Raw genomic sequence first — 13,735 nt, forward strand, 5'->3', positions numbered from 1 at the left:
CCCGTGCCGCGGTGTCCCGGCACCGCGCGGTGGGCGGCATGCCGGAAAGTGGGCGGTACGCCGCGACCCGAGGGACTGCCGCCAGGTGTTCATCGAACTAGACGGCACCTGGCATCCCTTGCCGTGGAACGGCCTGCCGCCCGAGGGGACGGTGCCCGCCTTCGGGGATGCCCGGGTCGGCGAGGTCCTCAAGGAAGCCGCCCGGTCCGGGCTTCGCCCCCGCACAGACACCGAGCTGCTGCCCGTACTGCTCGACCTGTTGGCCGAGGTCACTCCGGTCGAGGGCTGGCCCGGCCGCCCGGAGGCCAGAAAGAGGGCCGCCGCCCGGGCCCGCGAGCTCGCTCGCGCCCGTGCGGCCACGGCGGACCGCCCCGACGACCGGCCGCCGACGGCACCCGCCGCACGGTCTGCGCCAAGGCGGGAGGTCGCGGACGCGATCACAACCGACCGGCTGCGCCGCCGACGGGCCGCAACGGGCGGGGCCCGGCCGGTTCCCGCAGCCCGGCTCGGTGACGGCCTGGCCGCCCGCACGCTCTACCCGACAGCCAGACCGGAGCCCCACGCGGACCTGGACAAGCTGGAGCGGCCGGACAGCGACCACGCCGAATCGATCAAGCATGAGGGCGGTACGGGATGACCGGCGACTCGCGACGGGACGCGCTGGCCGGATGGGAGGCGTGGCGGCTGAGCCAGACACTCCTTCGAGCCCGCGCCTCGCATCTCCCCGGCGCGCTGGAGGACGATGTCGGCAGCGGAGAAGGCCGCTTGGGATCTGGCCCGGGCGGCAACGCACGCGAACCTGCCCCTGTTGGGGACACCGATGAGCCAGGCTGTGGACCGGCTCCTGGCTGCGCGGATCCGGCAGAACGCGTTTAAGGCCCGCCCAGCCACCCGGGCGGGGGTGATGGTGTCTGGAGGCGGCTACCAGGGCAAGACCGAGACCGTGTGCGAGATCGCCGCCGCTTTCGAGGACTCCTGGCGCGACCTGCACCGCACCAACCCCGAGACGGTGCCCGGCAGCCGCGACCTATGGGCGCCAGTCGCCTACGTGCAGACGCCCGTGACGGCGAAACCGAAAAGTACCTGCAAGGCGATCCTCGACTTCTACGGAGCCCCGACCAAGCGGATGGACCTGCCCGAGCTGATCCACCAGGTCGCCGCCTACCTGTCGGACCATGGCACGAAGGTGCTAATCCTGGATGACATCACCCGGCTGCGCATGCACCGCGCCGACGACCAAGACACCCTGGACCTAATCCGCGCGTTCATGAGCATGCACGTCACTCTCGTCCTGGTCGGGGTGGGCATCCCCGGCTCCGGCCTCTTGCGTGAAGGCCGCGGACCGGCGGCTGCGAAGAGTGTGAACGGGTGGGAGCCCACCCAAACCGAGCGCCGCTTCGACCTCGTTGAACTCGACCGGTTCCGCTACGACACAGCCGAGCAGATCACCGCTTGGACCTCCCACCTCGCCGGCATCGAGCATCACCTGCGCCTGCTCAAGGCCCGCCCCGGCATGCTCACCGACAACACCATGCCCGAGTACCTCTACGAGCGGACCAACGGCGTCGTGGGCCTGCTGGAGCGCCTCATCGAGGACGGCTGCTCGCAGGCCATCGCCAGCGGCTCCGAACGCCTGACCGAGTCCCTCTTCGACGCCCTCCCCCTGACCCTGGCAAGAACCGGCCGCGACGCCGAAGCAGGGGAGATCCCTGCCGTCCCCGCACGGTCCGGCCGCCGCCCGCCCGCCGGCCGACGCCGCAACACCGTCTTCGACGACCTCGGCCCTGCCGCCGCGGACACAGCATGAACACACCGCTGCCCAGAAGCCTGGACCCGGCACCCGGCGAACTTCTGCCGGGCTACCTCCTGCGCCTCTCCCACCGAATCGGCATTTCGCCAGGCGACCTCGCGCATCGGTGCGGCCTCATCCAGGGGAACAGGCTGCCCACGCAGCCCCTGGTCCGCCTCGACGCCGACCAGGCCCAGCAGATCGCCACCGTCTGCCGACTCGAAACGACCGAGGTTCACGGCCTCACCCTGACCAGCCAGGACCCCGGTTACTCCCCGCTCGGCGCCACCTACCTCGGGCAGCGCCAAAGCCCTATGGACATGGCCAACAGCGGATGGGTGTTCACCGCCTTCAGCCGCTACTGCCCCGACTGCCTCACCGACACCGTCGATCTTCCGGGCGGCCCGGTCTGGCAGGGCTCCTGGCGTCTCCCTCACATCTTCATCTGCCCGCGCCACAACCGTCACCTCTCCTGGCGATGTCCAGCTTGGGGGGCACCCGCCTTCTCCAACGGCTACCAGGCTGACGGAAGGTGGCGTCCGTCCCAACTGGCCCCGGGACTCCGCCTCCGCCTGCATCCGGCGCAATGCCGTCACCGCCCGGCAGGCGGATGGGACGCCGCTTGCGGCGCCCGCCTCGACTGCACACCTGCTGCCTTCACCCCGCCCACCACAGCCGCAGCACAGCCGCAGCACAAGCCCAGCAGCGGCTGGCCACAGCCGCCGCTACCGGCCCCGAAGGCGACATCAAGAGCCTCGGGCAGCCGGCCTCCCCCGAACAGTTTTTCAACGACGTCCGCACTACGGTCCTGGCGATCTGCTCCACCTGGCCTGCCGCCGCCGACGTCTTCCCCGCCTTCGAGTACCTGGGCTCGATCGCTGCCCACGCCCAAGCCCTGCGTAGAAGCCCCGTCGAACGCCTCAGACCGCAGAGCGATGGGTGGCTGGCCCGATCCATCGACCATCCGCCTGCTGATTCACGGCAATGCGCCGCCCTGATGAGCCTCGTCGTCCAGGTCCTCGACGACCCGGACGGTTCCGCCGCACTCACTCGTCTACTGTCCCGACTCCCGCCAGGCAGGTCCGGGCGCCTGAGAACCCTCACCCCGCACTGCTCACCCGCCATGAACGCTGCGATCGCGGAAGCAACCCGCCTCCAGCAGGAAGCCTGCGGACCGCAGCCCCTCTTCCCCCAACCCCCCTCCCACAGAGGCTGCCTCGACCCGCGCACCATTTCAGATCCCCTCCCTAACGCCTGGGCAGCCCCGTTGGACGGGCTGGACGGACCTGCGAGGTTTCTGCGGCGCGACGCCGCGATTCGTCTGGTCCAGATGGCCCGCGGCGGATCACGTACGAGCGCGGGCCGCTACCTCGGCATCCCGCCCGGGACCCTGCAGTCCACCACTCTGCGAGTGCGCACCTGGCAGAAGCTGCCGGGCAACGCCGAGGCATACCAGGCCGCCCTGCAACACGTGGCAGAGATCATCATGGCTGCTCCCGAACGTGGATGAAGCCCCATGCCACCTGCGAGCGCGGGAAATGGAGATGCTTTCCCTTGACCGGCACAGGCAGGATCGCTCCATGTCGACCGATGTCAGCGGAATGATCGAATGCCGGCCCGGGGCCCGTCTATGGGGCCCCGACGACGAAGACTCCGTGTGGGAGGTCGCCATCGATCTCTTCCTCCTCAACAAGGGCAACGCCTACGACGGCCTGGCTTGCCTATTTGGAGTCCGAAACTCCTTCGGCTTCCGTCCCCTGGCGGAAGGTCGTGGCCTTCCGGATGACGCCTCGGATGGGCTGCGAAGTGAGTTCGCAGGCTACGGCGGCCCGCGCGATGTGCACGGGACCACGTGGCTGACCTGGGCCGAACTGCGCACGACGGATTGGCAGGAGACCAACTCCTCAGGCACGCGAACGCGCGCCTCAGCCGCAGGGGACGACACCGACTGGGGCCGCGTCTGGAGCGTCATGCGCATCCTCAGCGAGATCCACGGAGCCGAGAACGTACGCCTTGTCGTCTGGTTCCACTGACTCGCGGCTGAGCGCCTGATGGCACTGCTCTGCGGGTCGAACTGTCAGCTCGATGCAGATGCCCCCTGTTGTGACTGAGCAGGGACGGTTGGCCCTGGAAGGGCCTGCGTGGGCCCGCCTGAGGCTGGGGCGAAGCCGGTCACTAGTAGTGCTTTGTTAGGTGGTGTCGTAGGGCTGCCAGGGGACGGTTTGTCGGCAGGTGGGGCAGGTGCCGGTCCAGGTCGCCAGGAGGTGTTGGAGGAGGTCCAGGGCCTGGTAGAGCGTCAGACCCTGGACGGGGCTTTTGGGCTCCTCCGCTGTTCGGTCAGGAACAGGTGAGCGGCGGTCACGAGGGTGACGTGGCGGTGCCAGCCGGTGAAGGACCGGCCCTCGAAGTGATCCAGCCCCAACGCTGTCTTCAGCTCTCGGAACCCGTTGTTCTATCGAGCGTGGGGGCGTTTGGGTTCGAACAGGGTTCTGGGTCGGGTGATATTGCGAGTGTCCGGGTATGAAGGCAGGGCCTCTTGGTAGCTCGGGGGTGCGACCCCATCCGGGCTGTTCCAGGAGACCCTGTTGCCACAGCTTTGCGCGCCTGAGCTCGCCGCGTCCAATGCGGTTTCCCCATCGTGTGACTGCCTCGCGCACGTGTACGGAAACGCCGCTGATCATGGTGAACGGGTGCGGCGTTATCCGTCGGACATGACGAATGCGGAGTGGGCGGCCATCCGTCCGCTGCTTCCGGTGCCGGCCTGGCTGGAGGGCCGGGGCGGGCAGCCGGAGGGCTACTGTCACCGGCAGATGCTCGACGCGGTCCGCTACCTGCTCGACAACGGGATCAAGTGGCGGGCGATCCCTGCGGATTTCCCTGCCTGGGACCGGGTCTACGTTTTCTTCCGCCGCTGGCACCGCCAAGGACTGACCGCCGAGTTCCACGACCGCCTCAGGTCCCGCCTGCGTGAGAGGGAAGGCCGCAAGGCGGAGCCGACGGCCGCAGTCATCGATTCGCAGTCCCTGCGGGCGGCCGGCACCGTCGGCGCCGGATCACGCGGCTGGGACCAGGCCAAGAAAGTCGGCGGCCGCAAGCGCCACCTGGCAGTTGACTCCACAGGCCTGCTGCTGGTCGTGAAGGTCACCGCCGCGTCCGTGCAGGACCGCGACGGAGCCGTCCCCGTGCTCGGACGGCTCCGCGAACTCCACCGCAAGATCACACTGGTGTGGGCCGACAGCGCCTACGCCGGCCAGCTCGTCCACTGGGCCGCGGAGTCCCTCCGCCTCGTGCTGGCCATCGTCAGACGCGCCAAGGGCGACAAAACTCTCCAGGTCCTGCCCCGCCGCTGGGTCGTCGAGCGCACACTGGCCTGGCTCATGCACCGCCGCCGCCTCGTCCGCGACTACGAACGCCTGCCCGCCACCCACGAAACGATGGTCCTCTGGTCCATGACCATGATCATGGGACGCCGCCTCGCCCGCAGACCTCGGCACTCAACCGGCGGCCGTGGCCGCCACTGAAGTGCCGGCCACGGTGAACAACCCCTGATCCGCCACCGCCCACCCCCGGGACACCAACCGCTTCGCCATCGACCGGACACACTCGATCTTCGCGGGCACCGCTTCACGGCCCAGGGCCACGGTCAGATCCCTGGCCCGCATCGGACCGCCGGCCGCCCCGGCCACCAGCACGGCCAACAGACGCTGGTACTCCTCGGGCAGCACCCGGGCCGAGAGACCCTCACGACGGCGTGGCACCACCATGAGCCCCATCGGACCGGCATCTGTGGCCGTCACGGCCGTCTCCGCCCGAGGCACCGGGCCGTTCAAGATCTCGGCGACCGTCTCACGCGCAATGACCAGCCGCTCCAGACCGGCTTCCGCCTCATCGAGCTCCGCCAGAATCCGATCGGCCTCTTCCCGCAGCCGCTCGATCACCTCCCGCGCAGCCGACTCCCTCGCCTCCAGCAAACCCAGCACCGACGCCACCGCACACCCCCGCACGATCAACGACAAACACAACAACGCATCCCTGCCTCACCCAACCGAAACCCACTCCCACCAGCGGAAACCCAACGATCACGTTCGATAAGACAACAGGTTCTCGGTAGTCGTGCTCAATCCGCCAGCGGGACTTCGCCAACCGGACCAGGTCCTTGGCGGGAATGTTCGCCGGCAAGTTCGAAATCCAGTACTTCACCGGTTCCCTCTCGCCCTCGGGCCATTGCGCGATCAGCCAGACGAGCGGGATGGTTCCATCGGGAGCGGGCTGGGGTCGGCGGCCCGCGAGGCGGACCCGCAGCAGCACGAAGTGCGAGCGCATCGCCGCCTTCGAGCCCTTGCGCCAGGTCACGGCCCGGCCCCGGTGGCGTCCCGCGGCCAGCACGTGATCGCGTAAGGGGACGGGCCGGGTGCGGTAGCGGGGCAGCGGCCTGGGGCCGAGCCTGCCATGGGCGGGCTGGTGCGGCACCGCTTCCTCGCCGTGGGCGGTCATCTCGCCCTTGACCTGCAGGACGTAGGCCAGGCCCCGCTCCTCCAGACCGTGACGGAAGTAGGCGTTCGCACCGTAACCGGTGTCCGCGACCAGCGCGGCGGGCCGCAGGCCGATCCCGGCGAGTTCGTCGAGCATGTCCAGCGCGAGCTCCCACTTCGGACGGTGGTGCTCGCTCTCGGGTATCCGGCAGGCCCGCCTGCGTGCCTCCGCTTCGGGTTCGTCCCACGACTGCGGCAGGAACAGGCGCCAGGACAGCGGGCACGAGGCCGTGTCCGAGGCAGCGTGGACGCTGACGCCGATCTGGCAGTTGCCGACCTTGCCCAGGGTGCCGGAGTACTGCCGGGCCACTCCGGGCGAGGCCTTGCCGTCCTTGGGGAAACCGGTGTCGTCCACCACCCACACCTGCGGCTGCACCGCCCGCACCGCCCGCACCGCCCGCCAGGCCAGCCGGGCCCGCACCTGATCGACCGACCAGGTCGACGACGTCATGAACTGCTGCAACCGCTGATGATCCACCCCGAGGCGTTCGGCCATCGGCTGCATCGACTTGCGTCGGCCGTCCAGCAGCAAGCCCCGCAGATACAGCTGCCCCTTCTCCAGCCAGTCCGGCCGCACCAACGGCGCGAACACCTCGGAAGCGAACTCCTCCAACCGACCCCGCACCGCCGCAAGCTCCCCAGCCCTCATACAGCCAGCGAACTACCAGACACCCGACGTGACAAGACCGGCTAACAAAGCACTACTAGGCTCCGGCCCTATGACCAGTGATCTCGGGTTCACATGCACGTGCTGCGGGACCCACCACCCTGAGCTGCCGATGAACTACACGGCCGAGGCCCCGGCTGTGTGGGAGTCGGCCTTTGCCGACGCCGACGACTGCCTGCTCTCGTCGGACCAGTGCGTGATCCGCGCGCAACACTACTTCGTCAAGGGCCTGATCGAGATACCGGTCATCGACAGCGACGAGGTGTTTTCCTGGGGCGTGTGGGTCTCGCTGAGCCGAGAGAATTTCTCCCGGGCCGCGGACTTGTGGGAAAGCCCCAGTCGAGAGTCCGAGGAGCCGTACTTCGGCTGGCTCACCACCGACCTGCCGGTCTACCCGGCCACGACCCTCAACCTGAAGACCTACGTCCACACCCGCCCGGTCGGTGAGCGCCCCTTCGTCGAGCTTGAGCCTACCGACCACCCTCTCGCCGTCGAGCAGCGCACAGGAATCACCCTGGACCGCGTGCGGGAGATCGCGGCGGCCGTGCTCCACGCCGGCGACGACGCGCAGCGGTGACGGCCAGCAGCCCGGTATCTCCCATCCCGGTCGGGCCCACCGGCCTGAGCTCCAGGGCCCGACGGTTCGTCGAGGTGGCGGGCATCCGCGTCCCGGGGCAGGACATCCAGCGACACCGCGGCGCGAGGATCGGGCACGGGATCCCCGCTGCGGTAGTCGACCGGGCCACCGCCTTCCAGGACCGCTGGGGCGGCCTCGCCCTGCCGCCGGCCCCGTTCTACGAGGGCGGCCCCCGCATCCTGGACGCCGGCTGCCCCGAGCGGATGGCCGGGCAGGGCTGGTCCTTCGAGGCGGGCCAGGGTCGGGTCTCCATGGCCTATGGATTCATGATCGGCTCCGACGGGGCGTTCGGCATCGACGCCTACCAGTGGACACCCCTGCACGCCGACACGGACGGCTGGGTGGAATCCCTGGCGCTCGCCGACCACGCCCGCCGCTGGGCTAGAACCGTCACAAGGATCAAGGGTAAGGCGGTCGAGGCCCTGGACCTTGGCGGCTTCGAGCCTGTACCCGAAGTGCGGGGAGTGACCGACAACTGGTGGCGGGGCGAGGACTCCCTCATCGCCGTGTACCGGGGCGAGGCCGTTGGCCTTGACGCCCCGCAATGCCTCGAAGCCCACATCTACGGCGGCCTCGACGAGTGGGGCCTCCACGGCGGCTGACTCGTAGGGCTGGATCTGAGCACCTACTTGGCCAAAAGGGCCAACTATCGTGCTCGGTCACACCTGATCACCCTCCAAAGGGCGTGGCACCAGACCTACGCCGAACTCGCGAGGCCCCCGCCGGGGCCAGCACGACCGTCCTGCGGCGCCGGCTGATCACCCTCTCCGTCATCCTCTGCGTCTTTCCCTGGCTGCTGCACCTCACCCATGCCTATGTCGTTGACGCTGACCGGCCGGCCGGCCGGCCGAGGCGTTCTTCCGCGCAGCGGCGGTGCAGGCGGGCGTGGGGGGCCTGGGGATTGATGGGGATCCTTGAAAACGGCCGCTGCTGCTCTTCGCCTCACTTTGTTGTTGGTTGAACGGTGTGGGGAAGGTGGGGATCAGCGAGCATGCGTGGGGCCCCGCCGACCGTCAGGTCGGCGGGGCCCAGTGATCGTGAACCTCAGGTCGTGGTCAATTGATCAGTTCGGACTTCGAACTCAACGCGTCCGTCGAGTGAGTCGAGTCCCCAAGGGGCGACGGAGATCGTGACCGTGTCCGTGGTGTGGTCGGTGGTCAGGATGTCGCAGAGGATGCCGACCTCGACGGGATAGTCGGAGTCGGGGGTCAGGTCGTCGCTGGCGAAGACGGGCCACTTGTCGACGAAGGTCCATTGTTGCTGGTGGGCGTCGGCGAAGCGGACCTCGACGAGGCCGGGCTGGGGTTCGTCATCGACCCATCGGACCGCTTCGCATCGCAAGAAGACCATGGGCAGCGCCTGCCATCACGGCCTGCGGTCGGCAGCCGGATTTCCGGACTGCCGACCCATGGGTCTGGCTGTCATGGCGCCCTGCGGAGCGGGACGACATCGGGAAGGCCGGTCGGCATCGACGGCCGGGCGGCTTCCGGTGTCGCCAGGAGAGCGACGATGGTGACTGGCTGCTGGCAGTGCGGGCAGTTGCGGGTCGCGGTGGGTTCGAGCGGGTCCCTCTCGGGTGCCTGTCGCGAGGTTCGTGCGGCTGGCTTGGAGACGGGCGGGAGATCGGCGAGAGGCGGGGCAGGGGCCGGAGCCGGCCGTGGTGCCCCTCCGAGTCGGCGGGCCTGGTCTTCGTCCCTGGTGGGCACGCCTTCAACGCCATTAGCCCGCGACCGACGGGGCGCCGAACTCACCCAGTGGATGGCCCGGGCTCTGGCCGACGGACCAAAGCAGATCCAGTCCTTCGCCACGTTTCTCCAGCACGACTGGGATGTGGTGGTCAACGGCCTCAGCCTGCCCTGGCGCTCTGGCGTGGTTGAGGGACAGGTCACGCGGATCAAGCTCATCAAACGCAGGTCCTACGGGCGGGCATCCTTCTCCCTCCTACGGACCCTCGTACTCGCTCAACCACCGTGACTGTCACGAATTGTGGACCACAGCCAAATCCAAATATCCCCATCAAGGCGTTGTCGAAGTCGTACAGCAGATCGTCCGTGGCAATGGGGGACGACCTCAGCCACCTCTGCTGGGCCGAAGCATCGGCAGCCAGCGGGATCAGGGCGGCGATGAGAAGGCGGCGGGCGCGGGAGCTGTGGTGGTCGTAAACAACCACAGTCTCTCGCGGCGTCCGCCGACCGGTGTCGGGCCCCCTCCCCGGTCGGCGGACGCCGAAGTTGTCGCGGATCGCTGAAACTGCGCAGAGTAGTGCCCGGGCGGGCCCGGACCGATCAGCCGGTGCGCGGTACCCCGAGTCTGCTTGTACGCCTCGCGGTCGAAGGCCGGCGGCCTGCCGCCCCGGCTGCCGCGCCGCAGACGGTGGCCGCGCTGGTCGGCCGGTACGGGGATGACCGCCCGGATACCCCGCTTGCGCAGGTGCTCGCGGATCGCGTGTGAGGAGTACGCCTTGTCGGCCAGCACCACGTCCGGTCTGGTGCGGGGCCGTCCTCGCCGTCGAGGAACGCGAAGGCGGGCCATGACGTGAGCGAAGGCGGGTGCGTCACCAGCCTGTCCTGCGGTGAGCACGAAGGCCAGTGGCCGACAGCGGGCATCGGAGGCCAGGTGGATCTTTGTGCTCAGTCCGCCTCGGGACCGGCCGATGCCGTGGTCTGCCGGTTCGCCCGCTGGGGCCCTTTTTGCGGGCCCCGGCCGCGTGTTGGTGGGCGCGCACGATGGTGGAGTCCACCGAGACAGCCCAGTTGAGGTCGTCATCGGCGTCGGCCTGTGCGACCAGCGCGGTGAACACCCGCTCCCAGGTGCCGTCGACGGCCCATATCCGCAACCGGTTGTAGCCCCCTCGCCAGTTGCCATACTTCTCAGGAAGGTGGATCCACTGCGATCCCGTCTGGAACTTCCAGGCGATCGCGTCGATTACTTCTCGGTGATGCCGCCACCGGCCACCCCGCCGCGGTGTCCGATCTGGGAGTAACGGCTCGATTCGCGCCCACTGGGCGTCAGTCAACGGCACACACGGATAACGACTGGCGGTGCGGGTTGGAACGGCGCCGCTGTCAGGCCATCGGCCCAGTGCGGAGCCGCCGCACGTCCCGCACCAGCGTGTACGAAGCGCTGAGGAAGATCACGGCTCCAGCCACGAGCCAGAGGACCGACGCCCCGGAGCGGTACTCACGAACGGCAAGAACGAGCAGCATCACGCTGGCAAGGACGCCGAAGGCCGAGATCAGAGCGCTGATGCGGTGAGTCACACGGACATCATCAACGACAACCTCGGCCAACGGAAGTGATCCAAACGAACCGGCCTAGCCCACGGTCGCCAACCTCGCGGGCGTGGGTCGCGTACTCGGCACGGGCCGCGGTGAACTCAGAAGGCCTCAGCCCATACAACGCCACCGCCACCGAATCCACATCCATACACGGCAGTCTCCCGCCCAACATCACACCCCGGGCGGGTACCAGCCCTGCGCTTCGCCACTCGATCGATCGTCCTGCTGCTGGCGCACTCATAGCGCGAGGCGGCGGCCGTACTCCTATGCCGACGTCGCCAGGTTTCGGCAAGCGGGTGCGTCCCGGCCGCCGCCGAGCAGGTGCGCCGGCTCCTGGCCGAGGGCGTGCCGACCTGTATCCACTGCCGCCCGGCACGGTGGAGGGATGAGCCCTGGACTGCGTGTCGTCGTCTACCCGCCGGACGCCGAGGGCGGGCGCCGCGTCCGCGTAGACGGCGAGATCCTCGGCCGTGCCCTCGGGCCTGGCGATCTTCTGGAGTTCCTGCGGCGGGCCGGCCTGGACCCGGACGACGTCCGCCTGGACAGCGCGCTGATCGAGTGGCGCGGCGGCGGGCCGGCCGTGTGGAGTCCGGATATCGACGGAGCCTGAGCGCAGCAGTGCGGGCCGTCACCCGGCGAGGGTGCCGACCCGCACTGCTGCGCCGACTCAGACGGTGGGCGAGGCCGTGTAGTCGTGGCGTCCGTAGCCGCGGCCGTCGCCGTGCCAGTCCAGGAACAGGGTGGAGTCGGCCAGGGCTCCGGGGCCCGCCCGGGCCTGCCTGATGAACTCCGCCCGGCGGCCTGCCGAAGCGGGATCCCGGCAGGCCCCGGGTTCAATACGCAGGTGCCGCAGCGGCCTGCAAGGACGCGCATCTCGCCGCCGCCGTCGAGCGGCTGGCACTGGGCGAGGAGCTGACGGTGCGCCGCTGTGGCGGCGGTGACGTGCAGGGTGTAGCCCTGGCCTCGCCGCACGGCCACGCCCTGGTCGAGCGCGGCCCGCTCGGCGGGCTCCAACTCGGGCGGTGCGGAGGAAGTCGGCGCCTTTCCCGGCATGTCGAGGGTGACATGGCCGTGGAACAGACCACCCGCCTCGGTCGCCGACGCCCAGCGGGTCTACACCGAGATGACCGCGGACGAGAAGACCGGGAAGCCGCGTTCGCTGCCTGACCTGGGCCAGGTCCATGGCCTTCGAGCTCTCGAAGGGCGAGGCCCACGCCTACGTCCGGGTCGGCACGGTCGTGGTCTACGTCTCGGAGCAGGGCAGCCACGACGACTACAAGCCTGCCGTCCTCGAGTCCCTGGCCAGGATGGCCGCCACCTGGGCCCAGCAGGCCCAGGACGGCAAGACCCCGGCGCGGAGGTTACGTAGCGACCCGGACCGGATTCGTCGCCCCGGACGCCGGTCCGCTGCCGGGCCGGCGTCCCGCACTGGGGTTTCGTCACGCCGTCACGGGGTTTCGTGACGGTCGCCGGCCGTGGCCGGGGCCGCCACCTGCTGCGCGGCGGCCAGGCGGGTGCGCTCGCGGTAGGCGCGGGAGCGGCAGGCGGGCGAGCAGTACCGGGCCAGACGCCCGTTGACCGGACCCGCGGGCCGGGGCGGCAGGGGGTCGCCACAGGCAGGACAGGCGGGCCAGGCGGAGGCGGCGGGCCCGGCGGACGCTGCGGCGCCGGCCTCCGCGGTCTCTCCGTCTCCGGCGTCTCCGGCGTCTCCGGCGTCTCCGGCGTCTCCGGCGTCTCCGGCGTCTCCGGCGTCTCCGGCGTCTCCGGCGTCTCCGGCGGCCACTGTGGTCTCACCGACCTCAGCGGGCTTTCTGGCCTCTGTGGCCCCGGCGACCTCTACGGCCTCCGCGCCCACGGGCGTCGGTACGTGGTACCGGGTCAGCCCCTGCCGTTCGGCGATGACGCCCGCTTCGAAGCGGCTGTGGGCTCCGAGGGTCTCCAGGAGCTCCGAGACGTGCCGACGGCAGGTACGCAGGGAGACGCCGAGGCGGCGGGCGATGGCGTCGTCCTTGAGGCCCTTGGCAAGCAGGACGAGGATGGCCTGCTTCATGGTCCGGGAGACGCCGGACGCGGCCTGGGGGCCGCTGGCGTACGGGGTGGCGTTGGCCCAGTCCCGTTCGAAGACGTCCAGGAGGTAGCCGAGCAGGTCCGGTTCGCGGATGAGCATCGCGCCGCCGGAGCGGGCCGGGAGCAGGGCCAGGGCCCGGTCCACGTTGATCATCTGGGGCAGCACCTCGGGCAGGGTGCGGATCTCGGCGCCGGCGGCGACCAGTTGCTCGGCGTGGGTGCGGGTGGGCTGGTCGAAGCGGGTGACGTGCTGGTGGAGGCTGCGCATGCGGATGCCGCGTTCCAGGAGGGCCAGGTCGCGCGGGAGGGCTTCGCGCAGGGCGGCGACGGGGAAGGAGCCGCCGTGCTTGGAGACCAGGACCTGCTGCGGCAGGAGCCGATGACGTCGGTGAGCAGGGTGCGGACCGCGAACTTGTCGGGACGGGCGTGAGGGCGGCGAGGCTGTCCTGCTCCGCCTGGATCCGGCGGCGCTGGGTGCGCAGGGTCTCTTCCTGGGCGCGTAGCGCGGCGTCCCGGTCGGAGAGCAGCCGGCTCGCGGCGGCCTGCGGGCTGACCGGCTGCCAGCGCACGCCCTGGGTCCCGGCGGCGGGGAGCTCCTGGAGGAGGCAGGCGGCGAGGAGGGAGTCCAGGGCCCGGGCCGCCTCCACGATGTCGTCCCCCCAGTGTCGAGTCGTCCCATGCTGCGGGGCTGCACGGCCGGGCACCAGGCAACCCGCCCAGCGGGTGGTCGTCGAGGGGCAGGAGCGTGCGGCAGTCCCCGTCCTG

Annotated in this window: 16 protein-coding genes and 2 pseudogenes; 11 read left to right on the forward strand and 7 right to left on the reverse strand. The window is 70.0% G+C overall.

Features of this window, described 5'->3' with window-relative positions:
* Window positions 1-85 precede the first annotated feature (85 nt).
* The 4 genes from BX286_RS00345 to BX286_RS00360 all read left to right on the forward strand — a co-directional run bounded on the left by BX286_RS00345 (window position 86) and on the right by BX286_RS00360 (window position 3,822).
* On the forward strand, window positions 86-637 hold the full coding sequence (locus BX286_RS00345) for a hypothetical protein (protein ID WP_121014271.1): 552 nt from the start codon (window positions 86-88) through the stop codon (window positions 635-637).
* A 183-nt stretch (window positions 638-820) separates the two neighbouring features.
* The gene (locus BX286_RS00350) at window positions 821-1,807 is read left to right on the forward strand and encodes a TniB family NTP-binding protein (protein WP_187344044.1); all 987 of its coding nucleotides are present in this window, start codon (window positions 821-823) and stop codon (window positions 1,805-1,807) included.
* Entirely contained in the window at window positions 1,804-2,787 is a 984-nt protein-coding gene (locus tag BX286_RS37970; RefSeq protein ID WP_121014273.1) for a TniQ family protein, read from the forward strand. Before BX286_RS00350 ends, BX286_RS37970 begins: the two co-directional genes overlap by 4 nt.
* Before the next feature lie 582 nt (window positions 2,788-3,369).
* The gene (locus BX286_RS00360; protein ID WP_100863954.1) at window positions 3,370-3,822 is read left to right on the forward strand and encodes a hypothetical protein; all 453 of its coding nucleotides are present in this window, start codon (window positions 3,370-3,372) and stop codon (window positions 3,820-3,822) included.
* A gap of 263 nt (window positions 3,823-4,085) precedes the next feature.
* On the opposite strand, the pseudogene BX286_RS00370 reads toward BX286_RS00360, so the two are convergent.
* Window positions 4,086-4,232, reverse strand: a pseudogene (locus tag BX286_RS00370) (IS701 family transposase); the annotation flags it as partial.
* A 268-nt stretch (window positions 4,233-4,500) separates the two neighbouring features.
* Between BX286_RS00370 and BX286_RS00375 the strand changes: the two are divergent.
* Complete coding sequence (locus BX286_RS00375; RefSeq protein WP_121014274.1) at window positions 4,501-5,310, forward strand: IS5 family transposase; 810 nt, start codon at window positions 4,501-4,503, stop codon at window positions 5,308-5,310.
* Here BX286_RS00375 and BX286_RS00380 read toward each other — a convergent pair.
* Together BX286_RS00380 and BX286_RS00385 are read right to left on the reverse strand one after the other, a co-directional pair.
* A complete protein-coding gene (locus BX286_RS00380; protein WP_261993280.1) occupies window positions 5,284-5,727 on the reverse strand; it encodes a hypothetical protein in 444 nt (147 codons plus the stop codon). The genes BX286_RS00375 and BX286_RS00380 overlap by 27 nt on opposite strands.
* Window positions 5,675-6,934, reverse strand: a complete 1,260-nt coding sequence (locus BX286_RS00385) for an IS701 family transposase (RefSeq protein WP_261993281.1) — start codon at window positions 6,932-6,934, stop codon at window positions 5,675-5,677. The genes BX286_RS00380 and BX286_RS00385 overlap by 53 nt, the downstream gene beginning before the upstream one ends.
* A 166-nt stretch (window positions 6,935-7,100) precedes the next feature.
* Between BX286_RS00385 and BX286_RS00390 the strand changes: the two genes are divergently transcribed.
* Together BX286_RS00390 and BX286_RS00395 are read left to right on the forward strand one after the other, a co-directional pair.
* Complete coding sequence (locus BX286_RS00390) at window positions 7,101-7,565, forward strand: DUF2199 domain-containing protein (RefSeq protein ID WP_257584265.1); 465 nt, start codon at window positions 7,101-7,103, stop codon at window positions 7,563-7,565.
* Complete coding sequence (locus BX286_RS00395; protein ID WP_100861980.1) at window positions 7,562-8,227, forward strand: hypothetical protein; 666 nt, start codon at window positions 7,562-7,564, stop codon at window positions 8,225-8,227. The genes BX286_RS00390 and BX286_RS00395 overlap by 4 nt, the downstream gene beginning before the upstream one ends.
* 442 nt (window positions 8,228-8,669) lie before the next feature.
* Here BX286_RS00395 and BX286_RS00400 read toward each other — a convergent pair whose 3' ends face one another.
* The gene (locus BX286_RS00400) at window positions 8,670-8,975 is read right to left on the reverse strand and encodes a hypothetical protein (protein WP_100861981.1); all 306 of its coding nucleotides are present in this window, start codon (window positions 8,973-8,975) and stop codon (window positions 8,670-8,672) included.
* A 159-nt stretch (window positions 8,976-9,134) separates the two neighbouring features.
* On the opposite strand from BX286_RS00400, the gene BX286_RS37180 reads away from it, so the two are divergent.
* Window positions 9,135-9,599 (forward strand): transposase, encoded by a 465-nt coding sequence (locus BX286_RS37180; protein ID WP_121014277.1) that lies wholly within the window; start codon window positions 9,135-9,137, stop codon window positions 9,597-9,599.
* A gap of 309 nt (window positions 9,600-9,908) precedes the next feature.
* Here BX286_RS37180 and BX286_RS37185 read toward each other — a convergent pair.
* Both BX286_RS37185 and BX286_RS00415 read right to left on the reverse strand, forming a co-directional pair.
* Window positions 9,909-10,647: pseudogene (locus tag BX286_RS37185) on the reverse strand (IS5 family transposase); the annotation flags it as partial.
* Between the two features lie 43 nt (window positions 10,648-10,690).
* Window positions 10,691-10,885: a hypothetical protein gene (locus BX286_RS00415; RefSeq protein ID WP_121014278.1), complete on the reverse strand. Its 195-nt coding sequence runs from the start codon at window positions 10,883-10,885 to the stop codon at window positions 10,691-10,693.
* A 403-nt stretch (window positions 10,886-11,288) separates the two neighbouring features.
* On the opposite strand from BX286_RS00415, the gene BX286_RS00420 reads away from it, so the two are divergent.
* The gene (locus BX286_RS00420; RefSeq protein WP_121014279.1) at window positions 11,289-11,513 is read left to right on the forward strand and encodes a hypothetical protein; all 225 of its coding nucleotides are present in this window, start codon (window positions 11,289-11,291) and stop codon (window positions 11,511-11,513) included.
* A 571-nt stretch (window positions 11,514-12,084) separates the two neighbouring features.
* A complete protein-coding gene (locus BX286_RS00430) occupies window positions 12,085-12,366 on the forward strand; it encodes a hypothetical protein (RefSeq protein WP_121014280.1) in 282 nt (93 codons plus the stop codon).
* On the opposite strand, the gene BX286_RS00435 is transcribed toward BX286_RS00430, so the two are convergent.
* Window positions 12,351-13,238 carry a LuxR C-terminal-related transcriptional regulator gene (locus tag BX286_RS00435; protein WP_187344048.1) on the reverse strand — a complete coding sequence of 296 codons (888 nt, stop codon included), beginning with the start codon at window positions 13,236-13,238 and terminating at the stop codon, window positions 12,351-12,353. The genes BX286_RS00430 and BX286_RS00435 overlap by 16 nt on opposite strands.
* Between BX286_RS00435 and BX286_RS36250 the strand changes: the two genes are divergently transcribed.
* Window positions 13,224-13,400, forward strand: a complete 177-nt coding sequence (locus tag BX286_RS36250) for a hypothetical protein (protein WP_187344049.1) — start codon at window positions 13,224-13,226, stop codon at window positions 13,398-13,400. The genes BX286_RS00435 and BX286_RS36250 overlap by 15 nt on opposite strands.
* The last annotated feature ends 335 nt before the right edge of the window (window positions 13,401-13,735 follow it).

The sequence above is a fragment of the Streptomyces sp. 3211.6 genome, assembly GCF_003634815.1.
In the GTDB taxonomy this organism is placed as follows: Bacteria; Actinomycetota; Actinomycetes; order Streptomycetales; family Streptomycetaceae; genus Streptomyces; species Streptomyces katrae_A.

What these genes read in the sequence shown, in the direction of transcription:
- BX286_RS00350 (WP_187344044.1), top strand. Translation starts at nt 821, where the DNA reads ATGAGCCAGGCTGTGGACCGGCTCCTGGCTGCGCGGATCCGGCAGAAC.
- BX286_RS37970 (WP_121014273.1), top strand. Translation starts at nt 1,804, where the DNA reads ATGAACACACCGCTGCCCAGAAGCCTGGACCCGGCACCCGGCGAACTT.
- BX286_RS00360 (WP_100863954.1), top strand. Translation starts at nt 3,370, where the DNA reads ATGTCGACCGATGTCAGCGGAATGATCGAATGCCGGCCCGGGGCCCGT.
- BX286_RS00375 (WP_121014274.1), top strand. Translation starts at nt 4,501, where the DNA reads ATGACGAATGCGGAGTGGGCGGCCATCCGTCCGCTGCTTCCGGTGCCG.
- BX286_RS00390 (WP_257584265.1), top strand. Translation starts at nt 7,101, where the DNA reads ATGAACTACACGGCCGAGGCCCCGGCTGTGTGGGAGTCGGCCTTTGCC.
- BX286_RS00400 (WP_100861981.1), bottom strand. Translation starts at nt 8,975, where the DNA reads ATGGTCTTCTTGCGATGCGAAGCGGTCCGATGGGTCGATGACGAACCC.
- BX286_RS37180 (WP_121014277.1), top strand. Translation starts at nt 9,135, where the DNA reads ATGGTGACTGGCTGCTGGCAGTGCGGGCAGTTGCGGGTCGCGGTGGGT.
- BX286_RS00420 (WP_121014279.1), top strand. Translation starts at nt 11,289, where the DNA reads ATGAGCCCTGGACTGCGTGTCGTCGTCTACCCGCCGGACGCCGAGGGC.
- BX286_RS00430 (WP_121014280.1), top strand. Translation starts at nt 12,085, where the DNA reads ATGGCCTTCGAGCTCTCGAAGGGCGAGGCCCACGCCTACGTCCGGGTC.
- BX286_RS00435 (WP_187344048.1), bottom strand. Translation starts at nt 13,238, where the DNA reads ATGCGCAGCCTCCACCAGCACGTCACCCGCTTCGACCAGCCCACCCGC.